This is a genomic window from Halalkalicoccus jeotgali B3 (assembly GCF_000196895.1).
In the GTDB taxonomy this organism is placed as follows: domain Archaea; phylum Halobacteriota; class Halobacteria; order Halobacteriales; family Halalkalicoccaceae; genus Halalkalicoccus; species Halalkalicoccus jeotgali.
In genome coordinates this window covers 1,819,167-1,831,444 of the sequence record NC_014297.1, presented here as the reverse complement: position 1 = coordinate 1,831,444, position 12,278 = coordinate 1,819,167, and the positions used below count along the sequence as shown (strand labels likewise).

Annotated in this window: 11 protein-coding genes; 4 read left to right on the top strand and 7 right to left on the bottom strand. The window is 65.5% G+C overall.

Features of this window, described 5'->3' with window-relative positions; genetic code table 11:
* Positions 1 to 55: 55 nt before the first annotated feature.
* From HACJB3_RS09530 to HACJB3_RS09520, 3 genes are read left to right on the top strand one after another with little or no spacing between them, the layout of a single operon-like run.
* Entirely contained in the window at positions 56 to 886 is an 831-nt protein-coding gene (locus HACJB3_RS09530) for an MBL fold metallo-hydrolase (protein ID WP_008417169.1), read from the top strand.
* Between the two features lie 49 nt (positions 887 to 935).
* Positions 936 to 1,877 (top strand): hypothetical protein, encoded by a 942-nt coding sequence (locus HACJB3_RS09525; RefSeq protein ID WP_008417170.1) that lies wholly within the window; start codon positions 936 to 938, stop codon positions 1,875 to 1,877.
* Between the two features lie 47 nt (positions 1,878 to 1,924).
* Positions 1,925 to 2,833 carry a hypothetical protein gene (locus tag HACJB3_RS09520; RefSeq protein WP_008417172.1) on the top strand — a complete coding sequence of 303 codons (909 nt, stop codon included), beginning with the start codon at positions 1,925 to 1,927 and terminating at the stop codon, positions 2,831 to 2,833.
* 200 nt (positions 2,834 to 3,033) lie between these two features.
* On the opposite strand, the gene HACJB3_RS09515 is transcribed toward HACJB3_RS09520, so the two are convergent.
* The 6 genes from HACJB3_RS09515 to HACJB3_RS09490 all read right to left on the bottom strand — a co-directional run bounded on the left by HACJB3_RS09515 (position 3,034) and on the right by HACJB3_RS09490 (position 10,135).
* The gene (locus HACJB3_RS09515) at positions 3,034 to 6,054 is read right to left on the bottom strand and encodes an FAD-binding and (Fe-S)-binding domain-containing protein (RefSeq protein ID WP_008417174.1); all 3,021 of its coding nucleotides are present in this window, start codon (positions 6,052 to 6,054) and stop codon (positions 3,034 to 3,036) included.
* Positions 6,055 to 6,058: 4 nt separating this feature from the next.
* Entirely contained in the window at positions 6,059 to 6,499 is a 441-nt protein-coding gene (locus HACJB3_RS09510; RefSeq protein WP_008417175.1) for a cupin domain-containing protein, read from the bottom strand.
* A 23-nt stretch (positions 6,500 to 6,522) separates the two neighbouring features.
* Complete coding sequence (locus tag HACJB3_RS09505) at positions 6,523 to 6,915, bottom strand: VOC family protein (RefSeq protein WP_008417176.1); 393 nt, start codon at positions 6,913 to 6,915, stop codon at positions 6,523 to 6,525.
* Between the two features lie 37 nt (positions 6,916 to 6,952).
* Positions 6,953 to 8,488 carry a tripartite tricarboxylate transporter permease gene (locus HACJB3_RS09500; protein WP_008417177.1) on the bottom strand — a complete coding sequence of 512 codons (1,536 nt, stop codon included), beginning with the start codon at positions 8,486 to 8,488 and terminating at the stop codon, positions 6,953 to 6,955.
* Positions 8,489 to 9,049: a tripartite tricarboxylate transporter TctB family protein gene (locus HACJB3_RS09495; protein WP_008417178.1), complete on the bottom strand. Its 561-nt coding sequence runs from the start codon at positions 9,047 to 9,049 to the stop codon at positions 8,489 to 8,491.
* A 78-nt stretch (positions 9,050 to 9,127) separates the two neighbouring features.
* Complete coding sequence (locus HACJB3_RS09490) at positions 9,128 to 10,135, bottom strand: Bug family tripartite tricarboxylate transporter substrate binding protein (protein WP_008417179.1); 1,008 nt, start codon at positions 10,133 to 10,135, stop codon at positions 9,128 to 9,130.
* Between the two features lie 413 nt (positions 10,136 to 10,548).
* On the opposite strand from HACJB3_RS09490, the gene HACJB3_RS09485 reads away from it, so the two are divergent.
* Entirely contained in the window at positions 10,549 to 10,983 is a 435-nt protein-coding gene (locus tag HACJB3_RS09485; protein WP_008417180.1) for a universal stress protein, read from the top strand.
* Here the strand turns inward: HACJB3_RS09485 and HACJB3_RS09480 are convergent.
* Complete coding sequence (locus tag HACJB3_RS09480; protein WP_008417181.1) at positions 10,980 to 12,035, bottom strand: isocitrate/isopropylmalate dehydrogenase family protein; 1,056 nt, start codon at positions 12,033 to 12,035, stop codon at positions 10,980 to 10,982. The genes HACJB3_RS09485 and HACJB3_RS09480 overlap by 4 nt on opposite strands.
* Positions 12,036 to 12,278 lie beyond the last annotated feature (243 nt).

Sequence of the window (12,278 nt, the reverse complement as noted above, 5' to 3'; positions counted from 1 at the left end):
CCGGTCGGCGGGAGCGATCGGTACAATTAGGGCGCTGTCCGGACCATGGCCGGGTATGCCACGAAGCGACTGGGGCGACTGGCTGGTGCGCGAGATCGAGGAGAGTTCCCCCGACGGAGTAGCCGTCTGGTATCTTGGCTGCAACGGGTTCGTCCTGAAGGCCGCGGACGGGACCACCCTCTTTATCGATCCGTATCTGGGGACCGGCGACCCGCCGCGAACGGTCAGGATGATTCCCGTCCCGTTCGACCCCGAGGACGTCGGGGAGGCCGACGCGTTGCTCGTCACCCACGAGCACACGGATCACGTCCACGGCGAGAGTCAGGCCCCGATCCTCCAGAACACCGGCGCGACGATGTACGCCCCCGAGGACAGCCTCGACGTCGTCCGCACACAGGAGGCGTGGCACGAGGCGTGGGACCTCACAGAGGAGCAGTTCGTCGACGTCTACGAGGACGAAGTCCACAATATCGGCTCGTTTACGGTGAACGTCGAACCCGCGAACGACCCCGACGCCTCCCACCCTGTGAGCTACGTCATCGAACACGAGGCGGGCACGTTCTTCCATGGCGGGGACGCCCGGCCCGGCGAGTTCGCGCCGATCGGCGAGGACTACGACATCGACCTCGGAGTGCTGGCCTTCGGCACAGTGGGAACGATTCCCGATAAGGAGACGGGCGAGCCCCAGAGAACCAAGTGGTACAGCGACGAGACCCAGATCATCGAGAGCGCGAACGACCTGCGACTCGACCGCCTCCTGCCGAGCCACTGGGACATGTGGAAGGGACTGACGGCTGACCCGAAGAACCTCCACCACCACGCTGCGAGCTTCGAGTACCCCCGACGGCTGGAGCTCGTCGAGATCGGCGACCGGGTCGATCTCTGAGTATCTGAACGGTCGTGTATTTTATATAATATTACTTGCATATTATTGTATGGACGAAGCCGAACCGATCAGTATCGCCAGCGGGGACGTGACGGTGACGAAGCGGTACGTGCCCGAGGAGTTCGCGGTCCCGACGATCAGTTTCGAGATCCGGTCTGCGGGTGAGTCACCCGTCGAAGTCCGTCTCGAGGACCGACTGCCGGAGCAGTTCTCGCCCGAGAGAATCGGATTTCACCCCGACTACGATAGCGAGCACTGGGAGGCTCGCACCGATGGGCGAGTCGTCTTCGAGAGCCGGATCGACCCGGAAACGACGCTCGTGACCGTCTATGGCGTCCGCATCACGACGGACGAGGAGGCCGCGGCCTTCATGACCGAACCCGAACTCGCGGTGAGCACACTCGGGCCTGACGGGGAGCGAAGCGATATCGAGGCACCGATCGTCGCCGACGGCGCTGGAGAGACAGCACCCATTCCGGTATCGCGCGTCGAGAGCCCGGCCGACGACGACACCGCGAGCGTCGCGGCGGCACTGGCGGCGGAGCTTCGCTCGGGGTCGGTCCCGGAAGCCGATCGAGAGGCGCTCCGGGAGGCGCTCGGAGCGACCCCGCCCGAACGCCAGCGGGTCCAACTCGGGCACCTCCAGGCGCGCGTGAGCGAACTCGAAGCCTACGCCGACGCGTTCGGCTCGTTCCTCGACGAGAACGGGACCGCAGACCGGCTCGTCGACGACCTCCGCACCGAGTGTGAGGACCTCCGGGAGGCCGTCGAGGCGGCCGAGGCGGACCTCGCGGCGACGACCGACCGCCACGGGGCGGCCATCGAATCGCTCGAATCCGATCTCGATTCGCTCGAGGGGTCGGTCGCCGACCGCGGGGAGATCGCGGCGGACGTCGACGCCGTCAGCGACGACCTCGATGCGCTCTACGAGCAGGTCGACGAACTGCGACGCTGGCGCGACCAACTTGGCGTGGCGTTCGATAGCGAGTAGACCGCCGAGGCGTAATCCGTTTATCGGAGAACTCCCTGGTTGGGACAATGACAGCGACGATTCCGGTAGCCGTACCCCGTAAGGGCCGGCCGCTGGAGGCCGTACTCGACCGACTCGCCGCGCGGATGGACGCGACCGAGGTGGCCGACGAGATCTGTTCGACGTTGCGCTACGAGAAATCGATTACGAAGGGTACCGCCGCGCCCGATCGGGACGTCTACGAGCGCCTCGCCGCCTACAGCGACCTCACGGATCCCGCTCGGCCGGAGTACACGCTGCTCCGGGACGACCGTGACGGGAAGCCCCGACGGGTCGTCTTCGACAGCCTCACCCTCTCACAGGGGGATCTCCGTCTCCAACTGGTCGGACGCGAGGAGCCGTTCCGGGCGCTTCGTACCCACGAGTTCGCGCTGGGTTTCGATAGCGCGGACCTCGTCCTCGAGGAGGTCGTCTCGCTCGAACCCGAACCGCTTTCGACGATCGCCGACATCAACGAACGAATCGACCCCCGCGATACGGACGTTCGGGTCGTGGCCGGCCTCGGCGATACCGTCCACCACACGCTGCTCGGTCGACCCGACGTCGTCCCGAACGGTGAGGGTGAACCGCGCCCCTCGCGGGAGTTCCTCCGCGGGTACGACGGCTCGCTGTGTATCTCCCCGCGGTACGAGCGGCTCGTTCGGGCCGTCCTCGGGACCGATGTCGTCGAGAACATCACGTTCGAGTATCCGACGACCGGCCGCGAGGAGGAAGCCGACATCGCGGACGTGGGGCTCGGGGTCTACCTGACCGTCACCGGCTCGACCGCCCGCGATCACGGTCTCGACGTCGGTGAACGGCTCTTCCCGAGCGAGACGGTTCTGATGGAGAACATTCCCGAGGCCGGCCACGAGGCCGCGCGCCGAGCGAAGGCACTGTTCGACGGAACCGACATCGAAACGGAGATCAGCGTCTAGAAGTAGTTGGAATCAGCGACGGGACAGCGTTCCCCGGCGGGCGCGAAAAGCCGAAACTATAGACGTTTTGGATCCGTTTCGAATACGCGTGACGAGACTCGTCCGGTATCGTAGCTCATGTCCGCCGAAGCCCGCCTCGAGCGGTTTCAATTAGTTTCATCCAATGCGTTCACCTCGGGGTAAGCGTCCCGATCGGACCGTCAGGACAGCCCCGCTGCGAGCACCTCGATCGGGTGGGGTGGTTCGTCGTCGGTGAGGTCTTCCAGTTGGCCCCGACAGGAAGCGCCGGGTGCGACGACCCGTTCGCCGGGACTCGCCTTCACCTGATCGACGAGGATCGAGCCGATCGCTTCACTCATCGCGTAGTGGTCGGCCTCGTACCCGAACGAACCGGCCATCCCACAACAGCCCGAATCGAGTATATCGACGTCGTAGCCCGCCTTCGAGAGCACCGCCGCGGCGTGGACGTCCTTTCTCGTCGCCTTCTGGTGGCAGTGGCCGTGATACGCGAGCGATCCCGTGCCCGCCGGCAGGTCGAGATCGAAGGCGTTGAGATACTCCATGACCCCGTACGTGTTGATTGCGACTGACTCGACCGCCGAACCGGACAGCAGGTCGAGGTAGTCCGACTGGAACATCACGGCGTCCGAGGGCTCACACACCACCACGTCCCAGCCCGCCTCGATTTCGGGTGCGAGCGCCGCGACGTTCTCTTCGGCGCGCTCGCGGGCGGCGTCGAGAAAGCCCTTCGAGAAGGCCGGACGCCCGCTGTCGCCCACGTCGGCGAGTTCGACGTGGACGTCCGCGTTCTCGAGGATGCGGACGGCGGCCTTGCCGACCGCCGGGTGGTTGTGGTTGGTGTAGGTGTCGGGCACGAGCAGGGCTTTGCGATCCGCGTCAGCCTCACGCACCTGCGGGCCGCGCGCATCGAACCAGTCTTCGAGGGTTTCGCGGTGGAACTCGGGCAGCGAGCGCTCGCGGGCGATTCCGATCGTCTTCTCCATCGCCAGTCGGGCGCCCGGGAGTTCGGGCAGCCAGTTCGAGAGCGGGGCCGTGGCGCTGCCGAGTGTCGAGAGGGTGTCGATGTTCGCGAATATCCGCGAGCGCAGTCCCGCACCGTGGCGTTGGTGGTACTCGTGGGTCACTTCGGCCTTGAGTTTGGCCATATCCACCTCCGAGGGGCAGTCCTTCGCACAGCCCTTACAGCCGATACAGAGGTCCATCACCTCGGTGACGAACTCCTCGGAGAACGCCTCACCCTCGGGAAGGTCGCCGCTCATGGCCTGCCGGAGCATGTTCGCGCGGCCCCGCGTCGAGGTGATCTCCTCCTCGCTGGCGCGGAACGTCGGGCACATCACTCCGCCGGTGGTCTCCTGAGGGCCCCGACAGCCGCCACACCCATGGCAAAGCTCGGCCATCCCCTGAAAGCCGTTGTCGTTGTCCCACTCCAAGACCGGGTCGAACCCCATCTCGAACTCGTAGTCGGGGTCAAAGCGGAGGTGCTCGCTCATGTCGAAGTCCCCACAGACGGAACCAGGATTGAGCAGCCAGTCGGGGTCGAAGGCCGTCTTCAGATCACGGAAAACGCCCCACAGATGCTCGCCGTAGAGTTTCTCGTTCCACTGGGTACGCGCCCGCCCGTCGCCGTGCTCGCCCGAGACGCTTCCGCCGAACCGAGCGACGGCGTCGGTCACCCGGTCGGCGATGTCGACCATCGCGTCGACGCCCGCGACGTCCTTGGTGTTGATCAGCGGGCGGACGTGGAGCACGCCGGGGCCGGCGTGGGCGTAGATGCTCGCGAAGGTACCGTTGTCTTCGAGGATCTCCTGGAACTCGCGGGCGTATTCGGGGAGGTGCTCGGGCGGGACCGCACAGTCCTCGATGAAGGAGATGTGTTTCTCGTCGGTGGTCCGGGAGAGCAGGATCGGCAGCCCGCTCTTTCGCATCTTCCAGAACAGCGCGCGCTCGTCGGCGTCGTGGGCCTCCATCGCCGCGGTCGCGTTGATCGTGGCGTCGGTTCTGACTCGATCCTCGCCCGGTTCGCCCTCGTGGTCGGCGTCGGGCATCCGGTCGGCGAGCAGTCCCGCGACCTTCCTGACGCCCTCGGGGTCGCTGTCGGCGTAGAACTCCACCAGCAGTACGGAGGAGGCTTCGGGAGGTAGCATCGAGACGACGTCCGCGAACTCCTCGGTCTCGCGGGCCAGATCCAAGAGGACGTCGTCCATCACTTCGACCGCCGCAGGATCGTGTTCGAGGATCGGCGCGACGTCCTCCATCGCGTCGATCAGGCTGTCGTAGGTCAAAAGCGCCATCGCCTTCGTCTCGGGGATCGCTTCGAGGCTCACCTCGGCCTCGGTGACGATGGCGAGGGTGCCCTCGCTGCCGGCGAGCAGGCGCGCGATGTTGATCGTCTCCGCGGAGCCGTCCCGGACCGCACGCGCCTCCTCGATCAGCATATCGAGGTTGTACCCCGAGACGTTCCGCTTCAGGTCGGGGTAGGCCGCCTCGATCGCCCCGGCCTCCTCCTCGATGATCCGCCTGATCTCGGCGTAAATGCGTGCCTCCAGATCCCCCTCGGGGTCGGCCCGCGCGTCGAGTTCCTCGGGCGTGACCTCCCCGAAGGTCGTCCGGGTGCCGTCGGCGAGGACGACCTCGCAGGACTCGACGTAGGCGTCGGTCTTGCCGTACTTCAGCGAGTGCGCGCCCGTCGAGTTGTTGCCGATCGCACCACCAAGGGCGCTCTTATCGCGCCAGGCGGGGTCGGGTGCGAACTTCAGACCGTGGGGTGCGAGTTCGGCGTTGAGGTCGCCGAGATAGACGCCCGCCTCCGCCGTGGCGCGCCGCCCGTCGGGGTCGACCTCGACGACGCCGTCCATGTGGCGGGTAAAATCGAGCACGACCGCCTCGTTGACCGACTGGCCCGCGAGGCTCGTCCCGCCGCCACGCGGCAACACGGGGACCCCGTTTTTCCCACAGTGGCGCATCACCACCTGCACGTCACGGGTCGAGGTCGGGAAGACAACGCCGATAGGAGTCATCTCGTAGGCGCTGGCGTCGGTCGCGTACAGCTCCCGCGAGTAGTCGTCGAATCGGACCTCGCCGCCGACCAATCGGGGCAGCGCCGACAGCGCCTCCGGGACCGCCTCCTCGGTGTCGGCGTAGTCGTAGGAGGCACGCTCGTCGCGCGCCGGCGGGGCGTTCGTCGTGGGGTTCGTCGCCATGGCCCTAGTTCTCCGGGGACGACCCATTACTCTGTGGATCGCGGTCCTCGCTTACCGTGTCGGTGGTCTCCAGTTGGTAGACCGGGTAGCGTCCGTCGGCGGGCCAGCCGATCGCGACGACCTTACACGGCTCCTCGAAGGGGTTGTAGAGCACGTGTGCACCCGCCTCCCCCTTCTCGAAGGCCACCGCCTCGTCGATACCCATCTCGAAGCCCTCCTCGACCGTCTCGATGCGACATCGCCCCTCGATCACGAAAAACAGCTCCCGTTGGTTCTCGTGGTAGTGGTAGTGGTTCTGCGAGAGGCGATCCTCCGGTTCGAGGATCGCGACGTTGAAGTTGAACGCCCCGATCCCGAGTTCGGGCGAGATCTCCCAGCGATCGCCGGGTTTCTCGGGGTTCGTGGTCAGATCCGAAAGCGAGACGCGGTGACATCCATCGGCCATACCGGCCCGAGGTAGCGCGAGGACTAATCGGTTTCCTCGTAGGCGGCGAGCTCGACGAGGTTGCCGTCCGGATCGCGGACGTACACCGACCGCATCGACCCCCGTGCGCCGTGTTTTTCGACGGGTCCGTCGACGATCTCGATGTCGTGTTCCCCGAGGCGGTCGGCGAGGGCCTCGATGGGTGGCTCGACGAGCAGGCAGAAATCGCCGGACCCGGGCGTCGGCGAGCGGGCGTGCGGGTCGAACTCGGCGCCGGCCTCGTGGAGGTTTATCTTCTGCTCGTCGAACTGCAGGGCGGTCCTGTCCTCGGGGCCGAACGTGATGACGGTCGCGCCGAGCGCGTCGCCGTAAAAGCCACACGTCGCCTCGAGGTCGTGGACGGTGAGTACGAGGTGATCGATGCCGGTGGGATGCATACACGAGTACGGGCGCGAGAGGAAATAGTGCTATGGGTCAGGCCCGGTTGAGGGCGCGCTCGATAGCGGGTTTGAGGAACGGCCCGACGAGGATGAAGAGGATACCGAGCACGAGCAGGAACGACAGCGGGCGGTTGATCGGATCGAAGAAGATGTCGTAGCTCCCGCCGGAGATCTGCAAGGATCGGAAGAAGTTCTCCTCGGCGATCGGCCCCAGTACGATCCCGAGGACGAACGCGATCACCGAGTAGTTGTACCGCACCATGTAGAACCCGAGCACGCCGAGTGCGAGTACCGCACCGACGTCGAACCAGTTCCGGTTCAGCGTGTACGCGCCGATAAACGAGAGCACCACCACCACCGGGATGATGATGTTGGTGTCGATCTCGGTGAGCCGGCTCGCATACGGGATGACCGATAGTCCGACGAGGACGATGAGGATGTTGCTGAGGAACAGCGAGACGAAGATCGCATACGTGATCTGGAGTTGATCGCCGAACAGGGTCGGGCCGGGCTGGAGACCGTGCATCAACAGGCCACCGAGCAGGACCGCCGTCGAACCGCTGCCGGGGATCCCGAACGAAAGGGTCGGAACGAGCGAGCCGCTTACCGTCGGGTTGTTCGCCCCCTCGGGGGCGATCACGCCGCGGGGATCTCCCTCGCCGAAGCGCCCGTCCGTGGCCGACGAGCGGGCCTCCTCGGCGTAGGCGACGAACGTAGAGGTGGTCGCGCCCGACCCGGGGATCATCCCGATCCCCATGCCGATCAGTCCGGCTTTGAGCACCGTCTTCGGGTATTTGAAGACGGTCATGACGCCGTCCTTGATGCTGCCGCCGAGTTCGATGTCGCTTTCTGCGATCTGGCTCCTGGCGGCGAGTTTCATCATCTCCGCGAACGCGAACATCCCGATCAGTGCGGCGACGAAGCTGATGCCGTTGTAGAGGCCGAACTGGCCGAAGGTAAATCGCGGCGTCGGGCTCAGGATCCCGGTTCCGATCGTCGAGATCATGAGTCCGAGCGCACCGGCGACGAGCCCCTTGACGAGCGAGCCCTGCGTGACGATCGTGATCAGCGAGATGCCGAGGATCGCGAGCAGGAAGTACTCGGGCGAGCCAAAGGCGAGGACGACTCCGATCAGGATCGGCGAGATCAGGATGAGCACGATCGCGGCCAGGAAGCCGTTGAGCGCCGAGGCGGTCGTCGCGATCGCCAGCGCGTTCTTCGCGAGGCCCTGTTTGGCCATCGGGTAGCCGTCGAGCGTGGTCGCCGCCGCCGACTCGGTCCCCGGCGCGTTGATCAGGATCGCGGCGATCGATCCCCCGAACATCGCCCCGCTGTAGATCGCAACGAGGAGGATGATCGCGGCGGTCGCATCGAGCGGCAGGGTCAGCGGCAGGACGATCGCCATCCCGACCGGCGAGCCGATCCCCGGCAGCGCGCCGAGGACGATCCCCAACAGCAGCCCGACGGCCATCCACCCGATCACGGGCCAACTGATCGCGATCCGAAGCCCCTCGGTGATGGTGTCGAGCTGGAGGAGCACTTGGCTCTCGACGACGGCTTCGACGACCATCTAGATCACCCCGACGACCAGTCCGATCGGGTCGAGAAACGGACTGAAGTCGAGTATCTGGCCCTGATCCAACGGCAGGAGCAGGAACTCGATGAACAGGTAGACGATGACGGTCGACAACACCGCGAGCGCGACACACAGCAGCGGTCGAATCCGAAACCAGGCGGTGTACGCCAGCACGAACAACGGCGTGACGAACAGGAACCCGGCCGCCCAGCCGGCGAAGAAGTAGATCGTCGAGGAGACGACCATGAACACGGTGTCGTTTACCTCGTAGCCGTACTCCCGACCGAGCGTTCGTTTGGGTGCCGAACCGGTCTGTTCTGCCTCGCGCTGGGCGACCTGTTCTTGGGCCGACGAGTCGCTAGTCGTGATGTTGATGCTCTCGTTGACGACCGTACCGAGCGCCCCCGGGAGGTAGTTCCGCACGAGCAACAACAGCGATCCCACGAGGACGACAGCCGCGGTCATCTGGGGAAACACGCGGGCGTCGTCCGGGTAGTTCGAGACGATCGGTTCGATCAGGAACACCGCACTGAGAACGAGGAGGACGACGAGCATCACGTGCTCTGGCGTCGCCTGTTCGTACTTATTTTTTATTGACATATTTGAGGGAGAGGTCGCCACGATGGCGATCGGTCAGGAGTACTGCTGGACGAGGTCGATGACGTTGTTCTCCTCGTAGGCCGCGAAGACGTCGTCGAGGAGTTGGTTCGCCGCCTCGGGCCCCTCGTGGAAGACCGGGTTGCCGGTCTCGTCGGACCAGCTCTGGGTACTGTCGGATTCAACGGCCTCCGCGAACATGTCCGAAAGCGTCTGTCTGCGGCTTTCCTCGGTTTCCGGTGGGGCGAAGACCCCTCGACTCAGCCCGCCGACGAAGTCGATCTCGGGGTAGCCCGCATCGGTCACCGACTCCACGTCGGGATAGACCTGCGAACCGTCGCTGACGAACGTGACGACCGGGTAGATCCGGCCGTTGTCGACGACGGACTGCGTCCCCGCGTCGGTCCCGATGCCGGCGGGGACCTCGCCGCTCGCGACCGCCTGCGAAACGGGACCGGTCCCGGTGTATTGGACGCGTTCGGTCCAGTTCCAGCCCCACTCATCGGCGTACTGATACTTCGCCAGGAGGGCGATCACGTCCTGGGAGCTGCCGGGTTCTTGGACACCGAGTGACTCCCATTCGCCGGAGTTGTACATCTCCATGACGTCGTCGAACGTCTCGACCTGACCCTGGTACTGCTCGTTGACGACGAGCGTCCAGACCGACTGTCCGAAGATCGAAACCCCCTCGGCGTCACGCTGGTCGAACCCGGGGTCCTCCAGCAGTTGTGGGGCGACCTCCAGGGGGGTCGCGCTCCCGAGGATGGTGTGGCCGTCGGGCTGGGCACCCATCAGTTCGCCGTAGCCGTTGAGCCCGCCCGCGCCGGGGACGTTGTCGATCTGGATCGACTGGCCGGTCGCGTTGGCTAGCCCCTCCTGAATCCCCCGGGCGTAGACGTCGGTGCCGCCACCCTGGTCGTACGGGACGATATACCGGATCGACTGGCTCGGCTCCCAGTCGCCCTCGCCCTCGCCGCCGCCGCCACCGCCGTTGTCGCCGGCCAGACAGCCCGCGAGCGCGGCAACGGATCCGGCGCCTGCCAACTGTAAGAACCGTCGGCGTCCGGCTATCGCTCGGTTCGCTACCCCCTGTGATGTCGAATCGTTGTCTTGATTTCTCATGGATTCTCGTTTCCGACCCCGGACGACAATCGGACTGGGAGCGTCGGATCCCGTCGGGGTGAGTGTGGTCGTCCGATTATCACCCCGACAGGCGAGGCCGCCCGCCGCCGATCCTGTACGGTAGGGTCTCACTATCATGATTATAGAGTAGATATATAAATCTTTCCGTATGATTTACCCGGCGAGCGCGGATCCTGACGAAACTCCCCATCGCCCGTCGACGGGGACGAGGTAGTCGAGGAATATCGGCCGACGGTCGCCCCCCTACCGCGCGTATCGTACCAACGATCAAATAGTTCCGGACCGTTTAATACTGGTGGCAGTCAACACGAGCCATGGTCATCGTTGCAGCAATCGACCGAAGCGACAGGGCGGGTACCGTCGTCCGCGAGGCCGTCACCCTCGGCGATGCGTTCGACGAGCCCGTCGACGTGGTCCACGTCCTCACACGCGAGGAGTTCGTCTCGCTCGAACGGACGAACGTAGGGGAGACCGGAGAGGCGGTCCCCGTCGAACGCGTCGTCGGGACCGCCGAGAACATCGCTGCCGAAGCCATCGCGACGGCGGACGCCGACGCCACGCCGGTCGGGCTCATCGGCGACCCGGCCGACGAGATCGTCGAGTACGCCCGCCAGCAGGCGGCGAGATACGTCGTCGTCGCCGGGCGGAAACGCTCGCCGGTGGGGAAGGCGCTGTTCGGCAGCGTCGTTCAATCCGTGCTCTTGGATTCGGAGTGTCCCGTCGTTTCGATACGGGCCGAATCGGACTAGAGCCGGCCCGAAAGCGCCCCGATCATTTCTTCGGTTCCTGCCGATCCGCCCAGATCAGGCGGCGTCGGGGCCGACTCGTCGGCGAGCACCTCGCGAACTGCTCCCCAGAGATCCGCCGAGACCGCCTCTTCGCTGACGTTCTCGAACAGCATCGCTCCCGAGAGCACGGTTGCGATCGGGTTCGCAACGCCCTCGCCCGTGATGTCGGGGGCGCTTCCATGGACCGGCTCGAACATCGATGGGTAGGTGCCAGAACGGTTGATGTTGCCCGAGGGAGCCAGCCCCATGCTTCCCGTGACGATCGCACCGATGTCCGTCAGAATGTCCCCGAAGAGGTTCGAGGCGACGACCACGTCGAACTCCTCGGGTCGGCGGATGAAGTCCATCGAGGCGGCGTCGACCAGCAGGCTCTCGACCTCGACGTCGGGGTAGTCCGCTGCCACCTCGGCGACCACGTCGTCCCAGAAGACCATGCTGTAGGCCTGGGCGTTGGACTTCGTGATGCTCGTGAGGTGACCCTCGCGTTCCTCTGCGGCCTCGAAGGCCGCCCGGAGGATCGCCTCGGTTCCCTGGCGGGTGAACACCGAGCTCTGGACCGCGATCTCGTGGCCGAAGCCGACGTGTTCGCGCCCACCGACGTCGGCGTACTCGCCCTCTGTGTTCTCCCGGTAGACGACGAAATCCACGTCTCCACCCTCGTAACCCTTGAGTGGACTCTCGACGCCCTCGAAGAGGATCGACGGACGCTCGCAGACCTGCTGGTTGAACTCCTTACGGATAGGCAGAAGCAACCCATGCAGCGTGACGTGATCGGGCACCTCGGGGTGGCCAACGGCCCCCAGCAGGATGGCGTCGCTTCCCTCGATCCGTTCGAGGCCGTCCTCGGGCATCATCGCGCCCTCTTCGAGGTAGCGGTCGCTGCCCCAATCGTAGCGCGTGAACTCGACCTCGACGCCGTGATTCCCGGCGACCTCCTCGAACAGCGGGAGGGTCGCCTCTACGACTTCCGGCCCGATCCCGTCGCCGGGAATCGTGGCGATCTCGTAAGACATGCACTCGCACACATCCGGGGAGAGGATTAAGCCGTTACGGAGTCGGAGCGTGAGTTCGGGAGGGTCCTCGCTATGGCCGGCGCGAGCGGTGCCGTCACTCCCGACGGCACCGCGAGTGGGGCGGGGAAGGGCTGGCGTCCCCAGCGAGCAGTTCGAATCCGGACTGCTCGCAATGCGGCCTGGCGGTCCTCGGAAATCTTCGATTTTCGGGACCCGAAAGGACCGCGAAGCGGTCTTTTCTTG